Consider the following 25,048-nt stretch of genomic DNA (forward strand, 5'->3'; position numbering starts at 1 on the left):
CTTACCTGTATTCAGAACAACAATTCAAAATTTATTCCAAAACGGAATAGTCACCAATACTGATTTTTGAAAAATCGCCATCAAATATAGCATGGTTACCAATCATAGCTTCATCTAAATTAGCGTTTTTAATTGTTGTATGGGTTTGAATTAAGCTATTTTTAACGGTTGAAGACTCGATAGTACTATTATCACCAATTGACACAAAGGGTCCAATTGTTGAATCTTTTAAAATAACATTCTTACCAATATAACACGGTTGGACAATTTTGGAGTTTTCAATTTTTAAGCTAGGTGCTATAAGCTGTTCACCATCATCCTGTAAAAATCCTAGCATCCTGGCATTGGTTTCAACTGTAACCGTTTTATTACCACAATCCATCCATTCATCAACTTGGCCAGTTTTAAAAATCTTTCCTTTGGCCATCATACCTTTTATACCATCATTTATTTGGTACTCACCTCCATTTACAATATTATTATCTAAAACATGTTGTAATTCCTCTTTTAAAACGGAAACATCTTTAAAGTAGTATATACCAATAACCGCCAAGTCACTAACAAAGAATTTAGGCTTTTCAACTAGCTCAACAATTTCGTTTTTATCATTAAGCTTTACGACACCATAGGCTTCAGGTTGGTCTACTTGTTTTACCCAAATTACAGAATCTGCTTCTTGGTCTAAATTGAAATCAGCTCTAATCAACGTATCAGCATATGCAATTACAGCTGGTCCAGACAACGAGTCCTTGGCGCACATTATAGCGTGTCCAGTGCCTAAAGGTTTGTCTTGCCTGTAAATAGATGGTTTTGCACCTAACGATTCGGCTAAAGCCTTTAAACTACTTACAACGTCATCGCCAAAAAAAGCAGGATCACCTAATACAAATGCAATCTCATCAATTGGCTGATTAATAACTTTAGCTATGTCTTTTACCAACCTATGAACAATGGGTTCGCCTGCAACTGGAATTAATGGTTTTGGAACTGTTAGACTATGAGGTCTTAATCGTGAACCTCGTCCTGCCATTGGTACTATTATTTTCATGATTTTATGCCTGCGAAAGCAGGTATCTTTTTAATTAAACTTTATTCCTATAAAAATAGAAATCTCTTTATTACTTTCTTAATGTATTAAAATTCAGATTCCAATTAGTACTTAAATCTGACCAACTTGGATTCATTTCTTCTATTAGTTCTATCTTCCAATCTCTTTTCCATTTTTTGAATTGTTTTTCTCTCTTTATTGCATCAAATCCTTCTTCAAACTCTTCAAAATAAACCAATTTATTACAATTATATCTAGAGGTGAATGCTTTGGGGTAAACTTTCAATTTATGCTCTTTAATTCGCTCCTATATATTATCTGTTACTCCAATATACAAAACCCCTTTTGGTTTGTTTGCCATAATATAGACCTGCCAAAGTTTCATTTTTACTTATAACGAGATTCCTGCCTCCGCAGGAATTATTTTACACCAGTACTGCCAAACCCACCTTCTCCTCTAGCTGTTTCACTTAAGTTTTCTACCTCTTCCCATTCAGTACGTTCATGTTTGGCTATTACTAATTGAGCTATGCGTTCTCCATTATTTATGGTAAAGTCTTCATTTGATAAATTTACCAAAATGACACCAACTTCACCTCGATAATCAGCGTCAATAGTGCCTGGCGCATTAAGTACTGTAATGCCTTTTTTAGCGGCTAAACCACTTCTTGGTCTTACTTGTGCTTCAATACCTACTGGTAATTCTATAAATAAACCTGTGCCTACTATACTTCGTTCCAGTGGTTTTAAAACTCGTGGCTCTGAAATACTCGCGCGTAAGTCCATTCCTGCCGAAGCAATAGTTTCATAATGTGGTAACGCGTGATTAGATTTATTAATTATTTTTATTTTCATTTTTTTCGATTTCTGATTCTAATAAATTGATGATAGATAATATTTTTTTTCTTAAAACTGGACCTTCTATAAAAATGCCCCTCATATAGCCGTATACATATACCAATAAGTTTTCATATTTATCTGACTCTATTACTTGAAGCAGGTTTTGTTTAAACTCTAAACGTTCATCTATTGAACTTTCTTTGGTATTGTATGAAATATTAAAATTAATTTTAGAGCGCTCTATTTGAAAGGGGTAAAGATTATTTTGGGTAAACCCCATAGTATTTGTTTCTTCTTCTTTATAATCATTTAACAAATCCTGAATTCTAGCGATTTTTATTTTTAAAGAGTCATTAGAAATCAACTCAATCTTTCCTGAATTAATAACTGAATTATAAATACCTTGAAATGGATCAAAGGTATAATTATTATTAATGATTTGATTCAAACTTCTCAAACTATCTAAAGATAGTTCTCTTGGATTAGAAGTCATCATTGTTTCAATAGCTTCTTTTCGCTTTAAGTGAAATCTATAGGCACTATCAAAATTTGTGAGATTTTCATTGAACTCTTTATGAAGGCTTTTAAGCACTTTTAATTCTTCTCTTTTTGATTGCCGATTATTGTTCCAGTTATTGACTTGAAGCGCCAATAGAATACCAATCATCACTAAAATAATTTCGCCAATGGCATACTTTAAATAACGCCCTGTTTGATTGTCATTTACAAGTTGCTTGCGCATTTTATTGAAGAATTTTATCATGTATTAACGCTTTAAAAATTGCTTTATAATCGTTTTTTCAGAATAACTAACAATTCCCAAAAATACAATTAAGAGGCTAATACCTATGACATTATAGTCTCTAAATTGATAAAAACTTATAAACGAAAACATAACTGACACAAACAAATACAACGCTATTTTCTTGATATTATAAGGTATTGGGTAATATTTTCTCCCATAGTAGTATGATAATACCATCATAACTGCATAAGCAGCTAAAGTTGCAATTGCCGAGGCTTTATAACTGAATGCTTTTATAAATAAAATATTAATTGCTAATGTGATTACAGCGCCTATAGCCGAAATATAAGCACCAAATTTTGTTCTGTCAGTTATTTTGTACCAAACCGATAAGTTATGATAAATGCCTAAACAGAAATTGGCTAAAAGTATAATAGGTACAACCCACATGGCTTCCCAGTAATCTTCACTTCTAACTATAAATGGTTTTATGATATCCGCAAAAACAACAACGGTCAGGAATATTACTGAACCAACTGCAACAAAAAACTCTAATATTCTGGCGTAATTTTTTTGTGGGTTTTCTGAATTAGCATGACTGAAAAAGAAAGGCTCAATTCCTAATCTATAAGCTGTTGCAAACAGTGTCATAAACAGTGCTAGTTTATAGCAAGCAGAATACATACCTATTTGCGTTTCGGCAATATTCTCTGGTAATAATTCTTTTAACAAAATCCTATCAAATGTTTCATTGATGGAAAAAGCCACGCCTGCAATGAGCACGGGATAAGCATAACACATCATATGTTTCCACAACTGTTTATCAAAAGTGAATTTTACTTTAACATAAAAGGATGCCATTAACAACAATGTTAATGCACTTGCTATTAAGTTAGCTATGAAAATATAGCTGATTTCAAAATTAGGCTTATAGATTGTTTCGAAAATATTATCATCTGTTGCTAAATCTTTTAACGCTAATAAGAAAAATAAATTAAGCCCCAAATTTACTGCAACATTCAAGATTTTAATTACAGCATAGCGCATAGGTTTCTGCGTAGCACGTAACCATGCAAAAGGAATAATGACCAATGCATCTAGTAGAAGAATCCAAATTACAAGATTGATATATTTAACGTTAATATCAATGAATTCAGCTATCTGATTTTGAAACAGTAACGCCAGAATAAAGAAGCCGAAAGAAGAAATAACCAAAGAAATAGTAGATGTACCTACAACGCTGTCTTTATTTTGTTCTTTGTTATAATATCGAAAAAAGGCTGTTTCCATACCATAAGCCAAAACCACATTAAACAATACAAACCAAGAAAAAATAACATTAACCTGACCATATTCTGCCACAGAAGATAAAACGCCTTTGGTAGTGTAAAGTGGCACTAATAGAAAGCTTAACATTCGTGGCAATACTGTTGCTAAACCATAAATGACTGTTTGTTTAAAAAGAGTTTTTAATGCCGCCAAAAGTTCGTGTTTATTCTGCTAAAAATACGTTTTTAGTAAACGCTAACCAAAGATTAGTTATTCTTCGTTAGGAGGTCTTCTTGGGTAGTATTCAGCCTGCTTTTCTATAATACTATCAAGCTTTAAATATTTTATTTTATCTTTTTCGTAATAGCTAATCACACATTCATTGGATTCTAGTTGATGAGGAAAAATATTTCCATATTCATCTAGCGATTCACCACTCATTTTTATGTCTGATTTTTGATTTAAAGCTGATTTAAAACTGGCTATATATCCTATTTTTGCTGGTGTGAGTTTTGCTTTTAATCCTCGAAAATAAGCACTGTCAAAAACAACATGTTTTTTATTTTCTTTTACAATCATATATAAATGATATCCTGATCCACCACCTTGAACACCTGCAATCCATTTTTGAAAAAACACATCCCCTAGAACAAAGGATGGTTTTGTTTCAAACTCAACAAATCCTTGATTATTATTTGTTTTAGAGCTTGAGCATTGTGTAAGACTTGTGGCGAAAAAAAACAAGCTCAATGCATACGGTATTAACTTGAATTTCATTTGTTTTAATTTCTTAAGATTAATAAATATACAATTTCAAAATTAATACCATAAAAAAAGCCTTACTCGTAAGTAAGGCTTAATAATACTATTATAAATGCTCAATCAAGTTCAGCATGACAATTAATTGTTTAACGCTTCCGATTGGATTGGAACATTTGACTTCGCTTTCGCTTCGCCTAATTGTTCAATGCTTCCGCACCACCAACAATTTCAAGGATTTCGTTAGTAATAGCTGCTTGACGTGCTTTGTTATAAGTCAGTTTTAATTGATCTCTTAATTCAGTAGCATTATCAGTTGCTTTATGCATTGCTGTCATACGTGCTCCATGTTCGCTAGCAAACGAATCTCTAATACCTTTAAACAACTGCGTTTTTAAAGATTTTGGAATTAATTGCTCAACGATTTCAAGTTTTGATGGCTCAAAAATATAATCAAGATTTGTATTTACTTCACCTTCAACAGGAACAATTGGCAAAAATTGTTCTCTAGTAACAATTTGTGTCGCAGCATTCTTGAATCGGTTGTAAACTATCTCAATTCTATCATACTCACCTTCAACAAATTTATCCATCAACATTTGAGCAATTTCTGCTACATTATCGAATGTTAAATCATCAAAAATTTCACTTTTATTAGCAATAACCTTCTTTGACTTCTTCAAAGCATCATTAGCTTTTTTTCCAATTACTAAATAAGACACATTCTTATTAGCATAGGTTTCTGAAGTCAACTTTGTTACTTCCTTTATGATATTGGAATTAAATGCTCCAGCCAATCCTCTGTTAGATGTTATAGCTACGATAAGTACATTCTTTACTTCACGTTGCTCGGAGAATTTACTTCCAGAATCTGCATCTAAAGTTGCACTTAAGCTTTGTAAAAGTTCAGTTAACTTATCTGCATAAGGACGCATAGCAGTAATAGCATCTTGAGCCTTCTTTAATTTTGCAGCAGATACCATTTTCATGGCACTGGTAATCTGCATGGTAGAAGACACCGATGATATTCTGTTACGTATTTCTTTTAAATTTGCCATCTGTTCTTTTTGAGATCCTGAAACTAGTTCAGGATGACATTAAACTTATTAAGCTCTAAACTTTCCTGATAAATCTTTTGCTACAGCTGTTAACGTATCTGTAACCTCATCAGTTAATTTACCTGATTTTAAAGTATCTAAAATACCTCTATGTTTTGCGTTTAAGAATTCAATGAAATCTCTTTCAAATTCTTTTACCTTTTCAACTGGCACATCTCTTAATAAGTTTTTAGAACCTGCATAAATGATTGCAATTTGGTCTTCAACTGTATAAGGATCGTTTTGTGCTTGCTTTAAGATTTCAACGTTACGTTTACCTTTTTCAATTACATTTAATGTAGCTGCATCTAAATCTGAACCAAACTTCGCAAACGCTTCTAATTCACGGAACTGCGCTTGGTCTAATTTTAATGTACCTGCTACTTTTTTCATAGACTTAATCTGTGCGTTACCACCAACACGTGATACTGAAATACCTACGTTAATCGCTGGACGAACACCAGAGTTAAATAAATCACCATCCAAGAAAATTTGTCCATCGGTAATCGAAATTACGTTTGTTGGAATATAAGCTGATACGTCACCTGCTTGTGTTTCAATAATTGGTAAGGCTGTTAATGAACCTCCACCTTTTACCATTGGCTTTAGGCTGTCTGGTAAATCGTTCATTTCTTTAGCAATATTATCGTCATTGATCACCTTTGCTGAACGCTCTAATAAACGCGAGTGTAAGTAGAAAACGTCTCCAGGATACGCCTCACGTCCTGGTGGACGACGTAATAATAACGATACCTCACGGTAAGCTACCGCTTGTTTAGATAAATCATCATAAATAATTAAAGCCGGACGACCAGTATCTCTAAAATACTCACCAATTGCAGCACCTGCCATTGGAGCATATACTTGCATAGGAGCTGGATCTGATGCGTTTGCTGCAACAATAGTTGTATAGGCTAATGCACCTTTTTCTTCTAGTGTTTTAGCAATGTTTGCAACCGTAGATGCTTTTTGACCTACAGCAACATATATACAATAAACAGGCTCACCTGCATCATAAAACTCTTTTTGATTAATAATGGTATCAATACAAACGGTTGTCTTACCTGTTTGACGGTCACCAATTACCAACTCACGTTGTCCACGTCCAACAGGAATCATGGCGTCAATAGACTTAATACCTGTTTGTAATGGTTCAGTTACTGGCTCACGATAAATTACACCAGGTGCTTTGCGCTCTAATGGCATTTCAAAAGTTTCACCTGTTATTGGACCTTTACCATCAATTGGCGTTCCTAATGTATCTACTACACGACCAACAATACCCTCACCTACGTTAATAGATGCAATACGGTTAGTACGTTTTACAGTCGAACCTTCCATTACTTCTTTAGAGTGTCCTAGTAATACGATACCAACATTATCTTCTTCTAGGTTAAGAACAATTCCTTCTAAACCGCCGTCGAATTCTACTAACTCACCATATTGCGCGTTAGATAATCCGTAAGCACGTACAATTCCGTCACCTACGGTTAACACTGTTCCTACTTCGTCTAGAGAAGCTCCTGCTTCAAAACCCGAAAGTTGTTGCTTTAAGATTGCTGATATTTCAGCTGGTTTTACTTCTGCCATCTTTGTTTATTTAGATTTTAGATGCTATACATTAGGCTTTTAATGCCTAACAATTAAGCTTTAATTTAATTTCCTATTTTAATATTTACTCCTGAACCATTATTAGAACTCTCGTTGATAATGATTGTTGTATTATTTAATCTATCAGAAAAAGCCGTTCCGTATTTCTCAATTAATCGATTAACCTTTTCATCATTTAAAGATCCGTCATTATTAACTACATTGGCTTTATATAAATCTGCAATTATACCTTTATACGTTTTTCCCTTGATTTCATACTTTAGGTCTTTTCCTAAAAAACTCACTTCTGTAAAAACAAGATTCCCATCAGGGTTTGATTGGGTTCTTGGTTCTTCTCCAGGGATTTTGACTAGCTTTATAAAAATAATTTCACTTTCGTTAGAATTATAAAGCGAACAAACACCATCAAACATACCACACTCTTGATATGTTAACCACTGTTCTCCATCAACTAAAACATTACCTTTCTTTAGCTTCACTTTTTGAGCGGAAACATTAAATGAAACCGCCAAAATCAATACTGTAAGTAACGTTTTAATTAATCTCATTTTAGTTTAGAGAAAATTCTCTTTTTAACTTGTTTAAATTATTTTGAATACTCGCATTGTATTCAACGTCACCAATACGTAAAATGAAACCGCCTAAAATATCTTCATCAATTACATTTTTTACTGTAACCGCCTTATTGGTTAAGTCTTTAATTTTAGCCAACACTTTCATTTCAATATCATTAGTCATTGGAATAGCCGTAGTTACTACAGCACTTTCTTGACCATTTTGAATATTGTATAGCTTTGAATATTGCGTGGCTACTTGCTCAACTAGTTCCATGCGCTTGTTTTCTAAAAGCACATTGAAAAGTTCCTTTGTAATTGTGTTTGAATTTGGAAAAGCTTGTAAAAGAATAGTTTTCTTTACTTCAGCTTTTACTACTTCATTTTTTAAAGCTTCGCCTAATTCTTTATTATCTGAAATGGCATTTGCAATAGCTTGCATATCGCCATTAACAGCATCAGCAGACTGCTTATCAGTTGCTAAACTTAATACCGCTTTCGCGTATCGTATTGCTGCTCTTGTTCCTGCCATTATACTTTAGTTTAAAGTTGCTTCACCTAACATAGACTCAACCAATTTCATTTGTTTGTCTTTATTAGATAATTCTTCGCGAACCACTTTTTCTGCAATTTCAATTGATAAGCTAGCTACTTGCGTTTTTAATTCAGCAATGGCAGCTTTCTTTTCAGTTTCTATAGATGATTGTGCAGCAGCAACTAATTTATTTGCTTCTTCTTTAGCATCTGTTTTTGCGTCTTCAATCATTTTAGCTTTCATTTCACGTGCTTCTTTTAACATGGCCTCACGCTCTAATCTTGCCTCCTTCAATAACTTTTCGTTATCTGCTTGAAGGTTTTGCATTTCTAATTTTGCTTTTTCTGCAGAATCTAATGCTTCTCTTATACCTTCTTCTCTACTATTAACTGAATCTAAAATTGGTTTCCAAGCAAATTTTCTTAATAAAAAGATAAGTGCAATAAATAACACTGCTTGCCAAAAAAACAACCCTAATGAAAAGTCTTCAAATAATTTTTCCATAATATATTATCTCTAAAATATTTCTGTTTAATTTTTTAAAAGAACAGTTATAACCAACCGTTACAACTGTTCTTTAGTTTGATTTAGTTTACTGCGAATAAAGCAGCAAACCCAATACCTTCAATTAAAGCGGCTGCAATAAGCATCGCTGTTTGAATTTTACCTGTAGCTTCAGGTTGACGTGCAATTGCTTCCATTGCAGAACCACCGATTCTTCCGATACCGATACCTGCTCCAATTACTACTAAACCTGCTCCTACGATTGCTGGAATTTCCATAAAATATATAGTTAAAAATTAAACATTCAATTTAAAAATCACTTATTAGTGATCGTCATGCTCTTCAACAGCCATACCAAAGTATAATGCTGAAAGCACTGTAAATATATACGCCTGTAATGCTGCTACTAATAATTCTAGTATTGCTAACACAAAGGCTAACATAAATGATAATCCGCTTCCTAACCAGTTTTGGAATAAGAATACCATTCCTATAATACTCATTAATACTACGTGACCCGCTGTAATGTTAGCATACAAACGAATCATTAATGCAAAAGGCTTAATTATTGTTCCTAACAATTCAATAGGAGCTAAAATAATTTTCATTGGCACTGGCACACCTGGCATCCAGAAAATATGTTTCCAATAATTTTTATTGCCAGAAAATGTAGTAATAAGGTATGTGATTAAAGCTAAACATAATGTAACTGCAATGTTGTTCGTTACATTCATACCAATTGGTGTTAAGCCAAATAAATTTACTATCCACACAAAAAAGAACACCGTTAATAAATAACTCATGTATCTTTTATAGTGCTTTTCTCCAATATTTGGTCTAGCTATTTCATCTCTAACATACAGTACAATTGGCTCCAAGAAACGACCAGTTCCTTTTGGCAAACCATCATTTTTCTTGTAAGATTTTGCCATACGACTAAACATAAAGAACATAATAGCGAATACCATCATAATCATCAATACGTTTTTAGTAATTGAAAAATCTAGAGGCTTTTCATTTGTTGCGTGATGTTCTTCGTCATAATTAATAGTTCCTTCGGCATCTGTTTTGTAAATTTTACTGTGGTAAACTTTGTAGTAGTTACCATCAACTTCTGCTACAGACTCACCATGATGAAATTTAGATGATGAAAACACCTTCAATCCGCCATCCCAAAGAATTACCGGTAATGGAAAACCAAAATGCTTTTCCTCGCCAGAATCTGACGTCCAAGAAAATAAATTAAAATCGTAAGAGTCTTTTAAGTGATGCTGAATGTAAGCTTTTACTTCAGACTTTCTATCGCTACCAGAATCGGCATGACCGTGTTCTTCTTGACCATAAGTAACAAATGATACTAAAAGTAGTAATAGGGTAATTGTTTTTACAGTTATTTTTCTTCGCATATCAAGCTTTCTAATAGTGGCTTAAAAATCGCTGCAAAGGTAGGTTTTTATCTCAAAAACAAAAACTATTTTTTATTTTATTTTATGGGTTGATTTTTAAGGGTTTTAACCCAACTTATTTAACCATTTTGAAAGGCTTGTAGTTTCAATAATAAGGCAAACAACATAGGGAACAAAAAATGCAGCAAATTCCATTTTTGTTATGGTATTATCAGCCTTATAAAAAGGATAAAAAACAATGAAGAATACTATAAATTTCAGAAAGCTTCCAAACATAAATATAAATCCTAACTGACTTTGATATTTATGCTTCAATAAAAGCATTGCTAGGTAAATAATGATAGCTAAAACAAAATTTACAATATATGCTGAGATAATTCGGTTATCAAACAAAGGTAAATCAATAAAGAGGAGTACTGATAAATGTATGGCAAAAACTACCAACATTAATAAAGCTAAAATTCCAGAAAATTTTAGAATGTTTTGCGTCATTAATATTTGATTCTATTAACTTGTTTTAAAACCACGTAAAAAGAAATTGCTACGCCAAGTAAGGTTAAAATAATTGTGTAGAGTTTTTCGCCTTGATTGTACTCGCCATCCAACCATTTACCCAGTAGTGCAAACAAATAGATTGTAACACCCATTTGAATAGCGATTCCGGAAAGTATGGCTACGCTTTTAAGCTGTTCTTTCGGACCCTTCTCTTTTTTCTGGTGTTGTTGTTTGTCTTTCACCTTTGTTGAATTCTTTAACAGCGCCTTTCATTGTACAATTGACATTGAATGTTGCCCCTGGCTCTACGGCCAATTTACCTAAAACCACTTCGCCTTCAATATGAGCTGTTGATTTTAATGTTAAGGTTCCTGAAAGTGTAAGTTTTCCAGAAAATTTACCTTCAAAATAAGCATCGGTTCCCACCAATGTTCCTTTAACAAAACCTGATTTCCCAACAACTATTTTTCCTGGTGAGCGCAAGTTTCCTTCAACATTGCCATCAATCCTAAAGTCGCCATCACTAACTAAATCACCTATCACTTTAGTTCCTTGTGCAATTATGTTTTGATTAGATGTACTTTCGTTTGTTGGTCTATCTTTTTTATTTTCTGAAAACATAACTTATAATTTTAACTAGTTATTCAATGTTTAAATAGGCATCCATATTTTTGTGAACCTGAATGATTTTGTAATTGGTTGATGAAGCCGCAAAATGTTGGTGAACAATATTGTCCTTTTTCTTTTCGGTAAGAGCATCGGCATATCCCAAAGCTCCTTCTTTACTTGTTAATCCATGAACAACAACAAATGTTGTGGTTGGGTCGTATAAATCAACTGACAAAGACAAGTCAAAAACATTTACTTTATCTATTTCTTTTTGAAGTTTTTCAGTGAAATCTGTAACAGTTTCTTCCGATGGATTATCAAAATAATACACCAGTTTATAGTTCTTTTCATCTGGGTTATCTACAAAATCTTTAGTGCCTAGTTTAGGCAAAAGTTCATCAGAAATAGTTTGCGCTTGTGCTCCTTCGGGTGTGTTGGCATAGTTATAAGCAATATAGGCAATGGCTTTACTATACTCCTCAAAGCCTAATAGACGCCCTTTTGCATTAGCTTTTAAAAGCTCAAATTTTGGTACTATTTTTTCGCCTTCAAATACAGATATATACTTGTTGCTCTCATCTATTACGTATTGGTAATTTTGATTTTTAAGCTCTCGATATAGTCTGTTGTAAACATTTTCTGGACTACTATCATCTTCAGCAAGCGCAGACTCTGGATTGAGTAAAATAGCTGCATAACGCGAATCTGGATAATTGTTTATGATGTCGTTTTTTACACCTTCAGCTTGGGTATTATATCCTTGTAGTTCATAAATTTTATACAAGTTATATTTTGAAGGCAGGATTAGTTTCTCATCTGGGCTTGAACCTAACAAGGTTTGAAACTTGTCTTTAGACAAATCGTACTCCTTGAATTTTTCTTTATAAATAAGTCCTAATTGATAGTAAGCTAAATTTCTTTCGGCTTTAATGCTGTCAATTTTTACAGGATCCGTTGGTATTTGATCCATGTAATATTGCGGGTCAAATAGTTCGCTATCTGTTTCTACTTGAGCCAAATCAGTGACTTCATTTTTTGAAGATGATTTTATCTCACTTCCCCATCGCCAATTGTCCTCTAACTCTCTATCACCCCAAATTTTCTTAAACTCATTTTTACCATATGCAATTGTTGATGTGTTGTAAAAATAAAAAGTTGGTACGCCTCCAGGTGTTGGACCTCCAATATTTTTACCAACAGACTTAACACCTGCAGGATTACTTGAATTTACCGTAACAAGACCTTGATTACGTTCAGCTATTTCCTGTTTTTCTTTTTCTTCTTGAGCTGCCAGTTTTAAAGATTCTGTATATTCTAAAAAGTATGCATTTCTATCGGCTTCAGACATGTTAGTTAAAATCAAAATACTATCATTACGAAATGCCATGTCTTCATAAAGAATCACATCGTCCAGATTATCACGTTTACGTTTAATGATTCTGTATGGTTTGCTATTTTCCCTCATATTGAGCATGGTACTATCGTAATAAGCTCCGGCAATTTTGTATTCGGTATAATCAAAAAAGATGTCTCCTAAATTTTCATAGTTTTTAGAAACCAATATCTTATCAGTAGGGTTTGTTCTTAAAGATTTATTATAAAACTCTACTGCGAGAGAATCTGATGCGTTTTTTAGATGATACTCTGCAATTTGATAATATATCTTACTTAAAAAGGGTCTGTTTTCTCTATTTGCTTCAAGCTCATACAGCAATTCAATCAAAGCTTCTTTATCCTCATTAGTGAAATCAAAATTTCTTGCTTTACCTACATAAGCTGCAATTAAATAAGCCCTTGGCGTTTTTCGGTTTAATTCTATAACCTTGTCAAAAGCTAAATTGGCACTGTCTTTTTGGTTGAGCCTGTTATATAGTTGCCCTTGTATAAATCTGTAACGACCTCTTTCATCATGACTTTTGGTTGCTTTAGCTGCAATTTTCAATTGCCAAACAGCACTATCAAGTGATTTGGTATTAATGTATGCTTGAGCAAGCATAGATGTCGCATCTGCCAAGTCTTGACCTTCCAACTCTTCTTGGTACATTAAGGTTTTTAGATTCTTAATAGCCAATTCATCGTTCTCGAGGCGAATATTTGTTTTTTCTCGCCAAATTCGAGCGTGATTAATATTATCACTAGCTGGATATTTGTAAAGAATGTAATTAAAAGCTTGTAAAGCGGGTACAAAACGTTGGTCAAAATATCTGGCTTTACCCAAAAGCAGATAAGCTTCATCAATTTGAGGGTTCTTCTCCTTACCCTTGATGTTCATACCGTGTTTCTGAATAGCCTTAATCGCTTTTTCTTCAGCTCGTTCAAAATTCTCATTTTTGGATTGACCAGGAAGTAATATCTCTTCAGAAATCTGCATGCGTTCTATTGGTAGTATTTCCCAATAATTATCATCATAAGATTCGTTTACTGTTTTCCTACCCTCTTCTAAAGCTAGATAACCATTGTAAAGCGTATTGTATTCAGCAGTAACGGCATGATAATTTCGGCTCAAGAAACTATCCTTTTTTCTAGAACAACCAGAAAAAACGATTGCAATAACCAAAAAAGTGACTATTATTTTAAAAGATGCTTTCAACGTTGGTTTGTTTATTCTTATTAACTATAAACGCCTGCTATTATTATGCAGAAACGTAAAAATAAACATCTTTTTTGATTAACCTATAAAATTGAAAGACTTTTAGACCGCTTCAGAACCAGAGAAATGTGCCTCTAATTCCTTCAAAGTTTCGGTACTGGTTTTTAGATCTTTAACTATTTCTCCTTTTTCTAAAACTACGATTCTTTCACAAACATCTGTTACATGCAGTAAATCATGACTCGATATTAACACCGTTATCCCCTTGGTTTCGGCTAAATCTTTTATAATGGCTTTAAGCCTGATTTGAGTAGTAGGATCAAGGTTTGCAAACGGCTCATCAAGAATAATTACTTCAGGGTTTCCAATAAGAGCTGCCACAATTCCAGCTTTCTTTTGATTTCCTTTACTTAAATCACGTAAATATTTTTTCTGGTTTAAAATTTCACCATGAAAGAAATCTTCAAATTGCGCTATTAACGCATCAACATCTGATTTGTTTTGACCTCGCAATTCGCCAATAAAATAGAAATATTCTTCGGCTGTTAAATACCCAATTAAAAAACTTTCATCTATAAAAGCAGACGTAAAAGGCTTCCAGTTTTCGCTTTCGTCTACCTGAATATCATTGTTTTTAATAAACCCTGTCGTAGGTTGAATTAAATCTAAAAGCAGACTAAAATAGGTGGTTTTACCAGCTCCATTATTACCAACCAAGCCAAAACTTTGACCTTTAGGTATTTCAAGACTATCAATGTTTAAAACAAGATTGTCATTATATTTTTTTGAAAGATTGGTTGTGATTATCATATGTGATATTAATTTTTTTGTTTGTAGGCTGCTAAAGTTTTATACTTTTCAGTTTTATATATTTTTTCGATTATTTCGAAAACTTTATTCTTAAACATAAATCCAATTAAGCCAAATACTGCTACTAATAGAAATCCTAAAACTTCTCCATGAAGAAAATGTCCTAGAGCATAAATAACCATTGGTAATAACAATTTTGGTATTGTAAGTAGAAGGGTTTTAACATTGAAAGCTTTTTTATCGCCAAAGGCTTTCTTGTTGGACGTCAAATCTATAGGTGTTTTTATGTAGGCACCTCCCCAAAGCACAATATGTGAATTGACACCTATATTATAAATAGCACCCACAACAACAGCTGCATAGGCTTGCCAGCCAAAGTAAAGGTAAAAGGATGCCAAAAGCGTGGTGACAATAGTAGCAATGACCATAAGAAACCATTTTGATTCCAAATATTCCCTATAACGAATATTTTGACTCATCATCAACGGATAATATGAACTATCCCAACTAGGCACAAATTGCCCGAAACTAAAAAGAAATCCACCTGATACAAATATTCCCGCAAAAACCCTCCAAAATGGGCCATCATATGCTTCAATGGAACCTGTAAAAAACAACAATCCATAAAAAATGAACAACACGCTCATGAGAACCGTTGTTTTTGATCGTTTATTTCTTCTAATCAGTTTAATATCATTTTTAAGAAAGGTTGAAACACTGCCAAAGCGATCTAACCAGGTCATATTATCAGTTTGAGCAATGTCAACTTTTTTTGCTAATCCTGCATCTAAATAGAAGTTTTTTCTAAAGTAATTAAATGCCATTTTGTACAATATAAAAGCCAGAATTATACTTGTAATTGCCAAATAAGGCATGTCATAAAAAGCTTGAAATACAGGAGCTGTATAGACAGTTACATCAAATAAGTCGTAATAAATTGATGCGCCTAATACAATTATAATCCCAACAACAGCATAGAAAATTACGTCTTTATTATTGACAAAAATATTTATAAAATTATTGCAGTATATAAGACCTAAAATAGCTACATGCCATCCTAAAACATTTATAAAAGGATGTCCCTTAAACAACATAACAATTGAAAACGGTATAAAAAAGAAAGCATGAATTATATTGAAAAATGAGAGTATGGTTTTATTAATTCCAAAAGACACGACCTGATTTTTTGTAAGCGGTAAATATAATAAGGGCTTAATGTTTAAAATGGGCATTTTTTGTAAAAAATAACGCATTACCAAATCGGCTAAAAGGTAGAATATTAAAAACCTATTGATTACTTCTAAAGGATTTGGACTTATCTTTTTTTCGATTAAGAAATAAGCTCCAACACCTAAAGCTAGAAAATATAATATTCCGAATAAAGCACCTAAAAGCATCAGGATTTTTAAGGCTAAATTTACTTTGAATGAAGCTGAACGTGTAAAAGACTTCCACTCTAATCTAATAAACTGTTTTATCATGGTTTGGTAGTTATGTAAACATTAGTATACAAATAAGCGCATTTGTTACAAGCTATATTCTGGATAGGTCGCTAATAAATGAATTTCGGCGTTTTTTGGTATCACAACTGTGCTAACATAGGTGTAAATTATTATCAATGTAAAAACCAAAGCACAAATAAAAGGTTTATAACCTTCTAACCCATCAACGGTGTACATAAAATGAAATACTTGAGGTGCAAAAAACAGACCTCCAGCCGATGCGTTTCTATAAATAATATCTTCTAAAAGCCACAATTTTTCTTTGGATTTTTGCTTCTTCTTTATTTTACGATTCATAGAAAATGCTTTGTACATTAAGAAGAAACACAACAATAAAAACGCAGTAACAAAAATCAATGAACTAACTTCAAATGAAAAAATGGTATAAAAAATAAGACACATAGATATGGTTGCCATAATCTGCGGCAATCTAAACCAGTCTTTAGTATAGTGCCATAGCAGTTTCGCATATTTTTTATTCATGGCTTTCGCGCGTTGTTCTACGACTTCCATAAATCCAAATACTCCAAATTTTTTAAAAGCCTTATCACGCGCTTGCTCAAAACTTAAACTTGGATCACCTTCTAAAATCGCTTCAATATCGTTTGCCATATGATCCACCAATTCGGTTTGTAAATCATAATACTCAACAAAATGTTTTCTGGTAAAAGCATATAAATCTTCAATATGTTGTTCCGAAAGCGTCATGCTAATAACTTAATTTAGGATTTAACAAAGCTTGAAGCGTGGCAAGGTACTGCTCTAATTCTTCAAGTTTACTTACGGTTTCTTTTGTGCCTTTTTCTGTGAGTTTATAGTATTTGCGTAGCCTATTATCTACTTTGGCAACCTCAACATCTAATAAACCTTCCGATTCTAATTTATGTAGCGAAGGATATAAAGCGCCTTCAGTAATCTGCAATTCACCTTTTGTTAATGCCTTTACTTTTTGTGTGATTTCGTACCCATACATTTTGTTGTGCTCACTTAAAAGCTTTAAAATAATGGTGGTTAAACTTCCTTTGTATAGTTTGGAATTTGCCATATTCAAATATATACATAAATTTCTTATGCATGCAAATCCTTATATTATTTTTTGCTATTTAGCTGTCTAGAAATCAAAGGTTCGTTATTTTTGTCAAAAATTTATTTATGTCACATTTTCATACACTTACCATAAAAGAACTTAAACGCGAAACCGACAAAGCTGTAACTATTAGTTTTGATGTACCAGAACATTTAAAAGACCTATTTGCATTTAAAGCTGGACAATATATCACGCTTAAAACAAGTCTTAATAGTAATGAGGTTCGTAGAGATTATTCTTTATGTGTGGCTCCAAAAAGTGGTGAGCTAAAAGTAGCAGTGAAAGAAGTTGTAGATGGTACGTTTTCATCTTATGCAAATAACAACTTAAAAGTTGGTGACACATTAGAGGTTGGCACACCAACAGGACGTTTTATTTTTGAGCCAAACGATAAGAAAACCAAAAACATTGCGCTTTTTGCTGCTGGAAGTGGCATTACACCTATTTTAAGTATTATTAAATGTGCATTAGAGGAAGAAATACATAGTAAAGTTATTTTAGTTTACGGAAACAAATCGACTCAAGAAACTATGTTTTTAAATGAATTGCTTGAGTTACAACATGCATATAAAGACCGTTTCTCAATACAATTTATTTTTAGTCAAGCCGATGAACCTGATGCCATGTTTGGCCGCATAGAAAAAAGTACGGTTAATTTTGTGATGAAAAATAAGTATAAGCATATTGATGTTGATGCTTACTATTTGTGCGGTCCAGAAGCCATGATTCACACTGTAAAAGATGTTTTAACTGAACACGACGCACCAAGTGACCGTATTCATTATGAATTATTTAAAGCTGCCAAACCAGCAGATGTTTCAAATGACACTGCTGTACCAGAAGGTAGAACTCACATTACTGTAATTGTTGATGATGAAGAAAGTACTTTTGAAATGTCGCAAAAACAAACCGTTTTAGAAGCTGCTTTAGATGAAGATTTAGATGCACCATATTCTTGCCAAGGTGGTATTTGTAGCAGTTGTTTGGCTCGTGTAAAAGAAGGTGAAGCTACTATGAGGCAAAACAATATTTTAACAGATAACGAAGTAGCAGAAGGGTTGATTTTGACGTGTCAAGCACATCCTACCACACCAACGATTGTTGTGGATTATGATGATATATAAAATTGCTGTGAAAACGGGAATCTTTTAATTATACTCGAGTATCTAAACTTTGTTATATTCTTGTCTACGCAGGAATGACAGATTTCACCTTATTTACTATCGTTTCAACAGCAATGCTTCCAGCAGCATTTTTATAACCCTCTGGAAATTTATTACCATAAACAGAGGTTGGAATTGTTGGGTATTGATTTCTGTCTGCCAATAAGCAATAATCTTCTGGTTGCTTAAATGGTGCAAAGCCAGCATAAGGATGGGTGACTCCCCAAATTGTTATAACTTTAATTCCAAACATAGCGGCTAAATGCGCATTACCAGAATCCATAGACAGCATAACATGTAAATTAGAAATAACATCCAGTTCCTCATCAAGGCTTAATTTTCCAGCTAGGTTAATAATACCTTTATCTTCCGATTCAAAATAGTTTAAAATTTGTATCTCTCTACTTCCTCCTCCAAACAAGAGTACTTGGTAATCTTCTGAAAGCTTTTCAATTACCTGTTCCATGTGTTCTAAAGGATACATTTTACTGTCGTGAGCAGCAAAAGGTGCAATACCTATTCGCTTTTTGTTTGGTTTTCCAATAAGCTTTAAACAGCTGTCATGGAGTGTTGTAGGTTTTGGAAATGTAGGGTTACTTAAGTCTATTGGAAAACCCAATGTATTAAAAACATCAGCGTAACGTTGATGTGTGGTTTTCAATTGCTTGAAATCTTTGCCTTTTATTAATCGCTTTTTTTCTTTTCTGCCTTTATTAATTGTAGCCACTTTGCGAATACCCAACATAGGTTTTAAAACCTTGCTGCGTAAAACTTTGTGTAAATCGGCCACAGCATCGAATTTTAGTGGTCTAATTTCTCTAGACAGTTTATAAAGTCCGCGAGCACCTTTATGTTGGTCTTTTACATGGGCAGGATAAACGCTTACATTTTTTAAATCACGAAAAAGGGGTTTAAAAAATTCACGCGTTAAAACAGTTAGTTTAACATCGGGATACTGTTTTGTAAAGGCTCTTAAAACAGGGACTGTCATAGCCACATCACCCATGGCGGATAACCTAATAACCAATATGTGGGTGGGTTTTGACATACCTACTAATTATATGAAGCACTTTAAGCACTTCGACAAGCTCAGCGCGACAGCTCTGAAAACAGCTATATTATTTTTGGGAACGAAGAACTGGATTCAATTCATCGTCGTTGTACATTTTCATTTGCTTGTAAACCTTCATATACTTATCCCCTTTTTCGATATCAGCTAATAACGTATCAATAGCAGTTGATAAATCTACACGCTGCTCTAACAATACATTTAATTTTTTCTGACAAGCATTACGATGTGCTTCAGAAGCATCTGTACGTGTAGCCTCTTCATTCATATGATAAATTTTAAGCGCTAAAATCGATAATCTATCAATTCCCCAAGCTGGACTTTCAGTATTAATTGTGGCATCTGCTTTTGGTGTAACATCTTTATATTTTTCTAAAAAATAGCTGTCAATGTACTCCACCATATCTGTTCTATCTTGGTTTGAAGCATCAATTTGACGTTTCAATTTTAAAGCCGCAACAGGATCTATTTGTGGATCGCGAATAATATCTTCATAATGCCATTGAACCGTATCTATCCAACATTTTCTGTATAATAAATGCTCAATTAAATTAGCGTCTTTATCATATGGATTTGTAAAAGGTTGGTCAACGGTATTAACAACGTGATAGGTTTTAATAACTTCTTGAAATATTTTATTCGCTTTTTCTGTAAACATGATACTAGATTTTAAAAGGCAAATATAAACCTATTTATTAACTTTACGATTCAACTTAAACTACAAAAGCGGCTATGCAGATTCATAATCTATCGAAAAAAAAATCTATTCTTAACACGTTTATTGCTGAAATGCGTGACATAGATATTCAAAAAGATGCCATGCGCTTTAGGCGCAACATCGAACGTACAGGTGAAATTTTAGGTTATGAGTTAAGTCAATCGCTCCAATATGCAAGCACTGCAGTGAAAACACCTTTAGGAAATGCTGAAACGTCTTTGATTTCTGATGAAATTGTATTATGCTCTATTTTGCGTGCTGGTGTACCACTGCACAATGGTCTATTGAATTACTTTGATACCTCTGAAAATGCTTTTATTTCGGCATACAGACATCATAAACATAATCCTGAAAGCTTTGAAATAATTGTAGAATATTTGGCTTGTCCAAAACTTGAAGGCAAAACCTTAATATTAGCTGACCCTATGTTGGCTACTGGACAATCTATGGTTGCCACATTTGAAGCCCTTAAGCCATTTGGAACACCAAAATCTGTGCATTTAGTGAGTGTAATAGGTGCACAACAAGGTGTTGATTTTGTGTCTAAACACTTTGATTCTGAAACCCATTTGTGGATTGCAACTGTAGATGAAAAATTAAATAATAAAGGTTATATTATTCCTGGACTTGGTGATGCTGGTGATTTAGCATTTGGTGAAAAATTACAACAATAAGGTAATTGCCGGAGCTATTATTAATATCCAAATAAGGACTTCTTTGAACCATTTTTCTTTTATTAATTCCATGTAATTTGCTACTATAATTGACAATGGTGCAATTAAAAAAAGAAACAAAGCTTCTGATTTGTCATTCGCAAAAACAACAATTGCTAAAGCCACAAGAGCTGTAATAAGTATTAGTATATATGATGCTTTGTAGTTTTTTGATTTTGACTTTAGGTTCCTTAAATAAAAAATTAATGACCATAAAAAGTATGTGAAAAATATAGTAGCAGCTACAATAACATGTTTTGAATTTAAAGCACTAAAATCTAAACTTATTTTAGGAATGTAATATTCCAAAGGCATAACAGGTAAATTAAATAATATTATAACAGATAGACCTATGATAAGTACTGATAATATCCCTAAAAAAGGTATAATCCAGTTCTTGATATCAGAAATTTTGAAAATGAACAATGCAGCAAAAATTATGATATAAAATGAAGATGCCCAAAAACATAAAAAAGATGCCAAAGTAATCCAGAATGCAGCATCAAATATCTTTTTCTTTTGTTGCTTTTTAGATCGCAAACTTATAATTCGTCTCAATGCAAACAAGACAAATAAGTTGGCAATAATGATTTTTGGCTCCAAAAAAGATTGAGGTATCAAAATAACAAACAAACTGTAAAGGAGTAAATGATAACTGTTTTTTTTAGTCAGGTTATTTCTTCCAGTAAGAAAATCAAAAATAAACAGTGAAAAAAAACACAATGCAAATAATGATGCTTGCTTTAAGACATAAACTAAATCAACTTCACTTTTGGTTCCAACTAACACAGTCATTAAAAATGCAGAAAATAAAACCAGTGTAATAATCACAAAATGGATAGGTTTGGTTTTACTAAAAAAATTTGCAATCATGGGTTAGATAGATGCTTTGAAAATTGATTAATGAAAGTGTAAATTAAGTTATTTACTAATATTTGTGTTGAATGGTAAAATATAAATTGAAAAATATGTAATTTTGTGCTATAAATATATTGATAATACTTTGCACGCTCAACTTGAGCTTTAAAATTTTATAAAATGAAAGATTTCTTTTACGCTATTCAAGATTTATTTGTAGATGTTTTATTTGCGCCTTTTGATGCATTAAGAGCATTAGAACTGGATAACTGGTTTGCTGCAAATATTATGTCTTGGATATTTATGCTAATTGGCTTCGTTGCTTTTGTTTATTGGATGATTCAATTAAAGTCGTTTAACGACAATAACGAGGAAGATAAAAGCATTACATCTCACTCTTATCTATAAATCAAAACCAATATCTTTACGATAATACATCTTATCAAAATGTAATTTTTCTATGTTTTGGTAAGATTTTTTTATGGCTTCGTCATAAGTTTTGCCATAGCTAGTAATTGCCATTACACGACCTCCAGATGTTACTATTTTATCATCTTTAATAGTTGCTCCAGCATGAAATGGTATAGCGTCTTGAATGTTATTTAATCCTGTTATTTCCTTTCCTTTTTCATAGGCTTCAGGATAACCACCAGACACCATCATTATAGTAGTAGCAGCACGTTCATCTATTTCAATGTCAACTTCATTTAAAGTTTGATTTGAAATGGCTTGGAAAATTTCGACTAAATCATTTTTTAATCTTGGTAAAACCACTTCTGTTTCAGGGTCTCCCATACGCACATTGTACTCAATTACTTTTGGATCATCACCAACTTTTATCAAGCCAATAAATACAAAACCCTTGTAAGGTAAATTATCTTTTTGAAGTCCACTAATAGTTGGTTTGACAATTCGTTCTTCAATTTTATTTAAGAAACTAGGTGTGGCAAAAGGAACTGGCGAAACTGCTCCCATACCGCCAGTATTCAATCCCGTATCGCCTTCACCAATACGTTTATAATCTTTGGCTGTAGGTAAAATTTTATAATTTTTCCCATCAGTTAAAACAAAACAGCTTAACTCTATGCCATCTAAAAATTCTTCTATAACTACTTTAGAACTTGCGTTTCCAAACTTGGCATCAACCAACATGCTTTTAAGTTCTGCTTTGGCTTCATCTAAATCGTTGAGAATTAACACCCCTTTACCAGCAGCTAATCCATCTGCTTTTAAAACATAAGGCGGATTTAATGTCTCTAGAAAGTCATAACCCTCATCAACATTACTCGCATTAAAACTTTGGTAAGCTGCAGTAGGTATATTATGACGCATCATGAATTCTTTGGCAAACTGCTTACTGCCTTCCAATTCGGCCGCTGCTTTTTGAGGCCCAATTACAGGAATGTGCTTTAATGATTCACTAGCTAAAAAGAAATCGTGAATACCTTGCACCAGTGGATCTTCAGGACCAACAACTACCATATTGATATCATGTGACAGAACAGCTTTTTTGATTGCTTCAAAATCTGTAACTTTTATATCTAGATTCGTAGCTATTTGATTTGTTCCAGAATTTCCTGGAGCAACAAATAAATTGTTACACAATGGGCTCTGTACTATTTTCCAAGCAAACGTATGCTCTCTTCCTCCTGATCCAAGGATTAAAATATTCATGTTGATGTTGTTTACCGCAAAAATAATTGCTTTTACGGTTAAAAAATAATTAGTTTTGAAAAAAGATTTAATGTCCTTTTATAAATCCTTCCTAAATGCAATTATACTACCTATTGGTAATACATTAATTGGTGGACATTATTTAAAAAATATTAATGCTTGGCGAAAATTTGATTCACTATCAGAAAAGAATTTACATGAGTTACAAAAGCAGCGATTGGATGAAATCTTGGATTATGCTAAAAAACACGTACCCTATTACATAGATAAGAATGCTTCAAGTATAGATACCTTCCCGATTTTAACCAAATCTATTTTACGAGAAAAAACTAATGAGTTAGTATCTAACGAATATGATATTGATGATCTAGATGTACATCATAGTAGTGGTAGTTCAGGAATTCAATCTTTTACTTACATGACCAAAAATCACACATTCTATCTTCGTGCTTTGCAAACTCACTGGTGGAATTGGAGTGGTTATGAAATAGGAGACAATTTGTTACAATTTGGTATTTCACAAAAACGTACAGCGCTTAAACGTTTAAAAGATGTTTTTTACAAATGCACATATGTGAAAGCTTTTGGTTTGTCAGAAAAGGAACTTGAAGAAACTCTATTAAAAATTTCAAGAAAAAAAGGTGTTTTTATTGCTGGATATCCTTCAGTTGTTAATCAATTGGCAAAAGCTGCCATTGCTAAAGACATAAAAACCGATATTGCAGGAATTATTTGTTTTGGTGACAAACTATTTGACCATTATAAAAAAAGAATGCTAAATGCTTTTGGTGAAACTTGTAAAATTGTTGACACTTATGGTTGTGCTGAAGGATTATTAATGGCTTGTAAACATGATCTGGATTATTACTATATTATGTCGCCTCATGTATATTTGGAAATTGTTGATGATTTAGGTAAGCCCGTTTCTGATGGAAAAATGGGTCATGTTCTAGTCACTTGTTTAACCAACAAGGCCATGCCATTAATTCGTTACAAACTTGGGGATTTGGCTATTAAACTCCCTGAAGAAGAATATCCCAAAAACAGAGCTTTCAACTATCCATTATTACAGAAAGTAATTGGAAGAGAGACTGATGTTATTAAAACAACCCAAGGGATTACACTTAACGTACATAGTTTCACTGGTGTTATGGAATATTACCAAGAAATCAAACAGTATAAAGTTATTCAGAATGAATTAGAACGTATTAGAATTGAGTATATTAAAGATGAAAATAGATCATTTAAAGAATCAATTTTAGTGGAAATTAAAAACAAGTTAAATACATTAACGAAAAACTGTTTGGACATACAGTTTCAAGAAGTAAAAAAAATCAAGTCATTAAAATCTGGTAAACCGCAAATTATTGAATCTAACTTGAAGAGCTAATA

The 25,048-nt window shown here is 32.8% G+C and carries 29 protein-coding genes; 4 read left to right on the plus strand and 25 right to left on the minus strand.

The genetic code is table 11. The features are described 5' to 3' along the window. Positions 1–31 precede the first annotated feature (31 nt). The 21 genes from C1S72_RS07790 to C1S72_RS07890 all read right to left on the minus strand — a co-directional run bounded on the left by C1S72_RS07790 (position 32) and on the right by C1S72_RS07890 (position 17,419). The gene (locus C1S72_RS07790; RefSeq protein WP_104735054.1) at positions 32–1,048 is read right to left on the minus strand and encodes a sugar phosphate nucleotidyltransferase; all 1,017 of its coding nucleotides are present in this window, start codon (positions 1,046–1,048) and stop codon (positions 32–34) included. Positions 1,049–1,118: 70 nt separating this feature from the next. Further along, positions 1,119–1,349, minus strand: coding sequence for a GIY-YIG nuclease family protein (locus C1S72_RS07795; protein WP_230401635.1), 231 nt, complete (start codon positions 1,347–1,349; stop codon positions 1,119–1,121). Positions 1,350–1,468: 119 nt separating this feature from the next. Then, complete coding sequence (gene dut / locus C1S72_RS07800) at positions 1,469–1,903, minus strand: dUTP diphosphatase (protein WP_104735055.1); 435 nt, start codon at positions 1,901–1,903, stop codon at positions 1,469–1,471. Continuing rightward, entirely contained in the window at positions 1,884–2,651 is a 768-nt protein-coding gene (locus tag C1S72_RS07805) for a DUF6090 family protein (protein ID WP_104735056.1), read from the minus strand. The genes dut and C1S72_RS07805 overlap by 20 nt, the downstream gene beginning before the upstream one ends. Before the next feature lie 3 nt (positions 2,652–2,654). Continuing rightward, positions 2,655–4,115 carry an oligosaccharide flippase family protein gene (locus tag C1S72_RS07810; protein WP_104735057.1) on the minus strand — a complete coding sequence of 487 codons (1,461 nt, stop codon included), beginning with the start codon at positions 4,113–4,115 and terminating at the stop codon, positions 2,655–2,657. 57 nt (positions 4,116–4,172) lie between these two features. Further along, entirely contained in the window at positions 4,173–4,679 is a 507-nt protein-coding gene (locus C1S72_RS07815) for a hypothetical protein (RefSeq protein WP_104735058.1), read from the minus strand. 179 nt (positions 4,680–4,858) lie between these two features. After that, positions 4,859–5,719 carry an ATP synthase F1 subunit gamma gene (gene atpG / locus C1S72_RS07820; RefSeq protein ID WP_104735059.1) on the minus strand — a complete coding sequence of 287 codons (861 nt, stop codon included), beginning with the start codon at positions 5,717–5,719 and terminating at the stop codon, positions 4,859–4,861. Positions 5,720–5,767: 48 nt separating this feature from the next. Continuing rightward, positions 5,768–7,348 carry a F0F1 ATP synthase subunit alpha gene (gene atpA / locus C1S72_RS07825; RefSeq protein WP_104735060.1) on the minus strand — a complete coding sequence of 527 codons (1,581 nt, stop codon included), beginning with the start codon at positions 7,346–7,348 and terminating at the stop codon, positions 5,768–5,770. A gap of 65 nt (positions 7,349–7,413) precedes the next feature. Beyond that, the gene (locus C1S72_RS07830; protein ID WP_104735061.1) at positions 7,414–7,917 is read right to left on the minus strand and encodes a hypothetical protein; all 504 of its coding nucleotides are present in this window, start codon (positions 7,915–7,917) and stop codon (positions 7,414–7,416) included. Between the two features lies 1 nt (position 7,918). After that, the gene (gene atpH, locus C1S72_RS07835; protein ID WP_104735062.1) at positions 7,919–8,455 is read right to left on the minus strand and encodes an ATP synthase F1 subunit delta; all 537 of its coding nucleotides are present in this window, start codon (positions 8,453–8,455) and stop codon (positions 7,919–7,921) included. Between the two features lie 6 nt (positions 8,456–8,461). Beyond that, on the minus strand, positions 8,462–8,962 hold the full coding sequence (locus tag C1S72_RS07840) for a F0F1 ATP synthase subunit B (RefSeq protein WP_104735063.1): 501 nt from the start codon (positions 8,960–8,962) through the stop codon (positions 8,462–8,464). Positions 8,963–9,045: 83 nt separating this feature from the next. Beyond that, positions 9,046–9,240: an ATP synthase F0 subunit C gene (atpE, locus tag C1S72_RS07845; protein WP_104735064.1), complete on the minus strand. Its 195-nt coding sequence runs from the start codon at positions 9,238–9,240 to the stop codon at positions 9,046–9,048. A gap of 45 nt (positions 9,241–9,285) precedes the next feature. Beyond that, positions 9,286–10,368, minus strand: a complete 1,083-nt coding sequence (gene atpB, locus C1S72_RS07850; RefSeq protein WP_104735065.1) for a F0F1 ATP synthase subunit A — start codon at positions 10,366–10,368, stop codon at positions 9,286–9,288. A gap of 105 nt (positions 10,369–10,473) precedes the next feature. Next, positions 10,474–10,860, minus strand: coding sequence for a DUF6168 family protein (locus C1S72_RS07855; RefSeq protein WP_104735066.1), 387 nt, complete (start codon positions 10,858–10,860; stop codon positions 10,474–10,476). Then, entirely contained in the window at positions 10,860–11,105 is a 246-nt protein-coding gene (locus C1S72_RS07860) for an AtpZ/AtpI family protein (protein ID WP_394338519.1), read from the minus strand. Before C1S72_RS07860 ends, C1S72_RS07855 begins: the two co-directional genes overlap by 1 nt. Next, positions 11,050–11,484, minus strand: a complete 435-nt coding sequence (locus C1S72_RS07865) for a bactofilin family protein (RefSeq protein ID WP_104735067.1) — start codon at positions 11,482–11,484, stop codon at positions 11,050–11,052. Before C1S72_RS07865 ends, C1S72_RS07860 begins: the two co-directional genes overlap by 56 nt. Before the next feature lie 19 nt (positions 11,485–11,503). Then, entirely contained in the window at positions 11,504–14,062 is a 2,559-nt protein-coding gene (gene porW, locus C1S72_RS07870; RefSeq protein WP_121495517.1) for a type IX secretion system periplasmic lipoprotein PorW/SprE, read from the minus strand. A gap of 102 nt (positions 14,063–14,164) precedes the next feature. Next, positions 14,165–14,872, minus strand: a complete 708-nt coding sequence (locus C1S72_RS07875) for an ABC transporter ATP-binding protein (protein WP_104735068.1) — start codon at positions 14,870–14,872, stop codon at positions 14,165–14,167. Positions 14,873–14,880: 8 nt separating this feature from the next. Continuing rightward, a complete protein-coding gene (locus C1S72_RS07880; protein ID WP_104735069.1) occupies positions 14,881–16,353 on the minus strand; it encodes a DUF5687 family protein in 1,473 nt (490 codons plus the stop codon). A 45-nt stretch (positions 16,354–16,398) separates the two neighbouring features. After that, the gene (locus C1S72_RS07885) at positions 16,399–17,082 is read right to left on the minus strand and encodes a hypothetical protein (protein ID WP_104735070.1); all 684 of its coding nucleotides are present in this window, start codon (positions 17,080–17,082) and stop codon (positions 16,399–16,401) included. Between the two features lies 1 nt (position 17,083). Further along, positions 17,084–17,419, minus strand: a complete 336-nt coding sequence (locus tag C1S72_RS07890) for a PadR family transcriptional regulator (RefSeq protein WP_104735071.1) — start codon at positions 17,417–17,419, stop codon at positions 17,084–17,086. Positions 17,420–17,526: 107 nt separating this feature from the next. Between C1S72_RS07890 and C1S72_RS07895 the strand changes: the two genes are divergently transcribed. Next, complete coding sequence (locus C1S72_RS07895; RefSeq protein ID WP_104735072.1) at positions 17,527–18,585, plus strand: ferredoxin--NADP reductase; 1,059 nt, start codon at positions 17,527–17,529, stop codon at positions 18,583–18,585. A 64-nt stretch (positions 18,586–18,649) separates the two neighbouring features. Here C1S72_RS07895 and C1S72_RS07900 read toward each other — a convergent pair whose 3' ends face one another. Then, positions 18,650–19,672: a glycosyltransferase family 9 protein gene (locus C1S72_RS07900; RefSeq protein ID WP_230401600.1), complete on the minus strand. Its 1,023-nt coding sequence runs from the start codon at positions 19,670–19,672 to the stop codon at positions 18,650–18,652. Between the two features lie 70 nt (positions 19,673–19,742). Next, positions 19,743–20,351, minus strand: a complete 609-nt coding sequence (locus C1S72_RS07905) for a DUF4254 domain-containing protein (RefSeq protein ID WP_104735074.1) — start codon at positions 20,349–20,351, stop codon at positions 19,743–19,745. Positions 20,352–20,425: 74 nt separating this feature from the next. Between C1S72_RS07905 and upp the strand changes: the two genes are divergently transcribed. Next, complete coding sequence (upp, locus tag C1S72_RS07910; RefSeq protein ID WP_104735075.1) at positions 20,426–21,085, plus strand: uracil phosphoribosyltransferase; 660 nt, start codon at positions 20,426–20,428, stop codon at positions 21,083–21,085. Here upp and C1S72_RS07915 read toward each other — a convergent pair. Then, complete coding sequence (locus C1S72_RS07915) at positions 21,074–21,997, minus strand: DUF6427 family protein (RefSeq protein ID WP_104735076.1); 924 nt, start codon at positions 21,995–21,997, stop codon at positions 21,074–21,076. The genes upp and C1S72_RS07915 overlap by 12 nt on opposite strands. Before the next feature lie 165 nt (positions 21,998–22,162). Here C1S72_RS07915 and C1S72_RS07920 point away from each other — a divergent pair, with 165 nt between their 5' ends. Continuing rightward, positions 22,163–22,390 (plus strand): DUF6341 family protein, encoded by a 228-nt coding sequence (locus C1S72_RS07920; RefSeq protein ID WP_104735077.1) that lies wholly within the window; start codon positions 22,163–22,165, stop codon positions 22,388–22,390. Here C1S72_RS07920 and purD read toward each other — a convergent pair. After that, positions 22,385–23,656 (minus strand): phosphoribosylamine--glycine ligase, encoded by a 1,272-nt coding sequence (gene purD, locus C1S72_RS07925; protein ID WP_104735078.1) that lies wholly within the window; start codon positions 23,654–23,656, stop codon positions 22,385–22,387. The two genes, C1S72_RS07920 and purD, sit on opposite strands and share 6 nt — an antisense overlap. A 55-nt stretch (positions 23,657–23,711) precedes the next feature. Here purD and C1S72_RS07930 point away from each other — a divergent pair, with 55 nt between their 5' ends. Further along, positions 23,712–25,046 (plus strand): AMP-binding protein, encoded by a 1,335-nt coding sequence (locus tag C1S72_RS07930; protein ID WP_162919945.1) that lies wholly within the window; start codon positions 23,712–23,714, stop codon positions 25,044–25,046. The last annotated feature ends 2 nt before the right edge of the window (positions 25,047–25,048 follow it).

The sequence above is a fragment of the Hanstruepera ponticola genome (genome assembly GCF_002940745.1).
Taxonomy (GTDB): domain Bacteria; phylum Bacteroidota; class Bacteroidia; order Flavobacteriales; family Flavobacteriaceae; genus Hanstruepera; species Hanstruepera ponticola.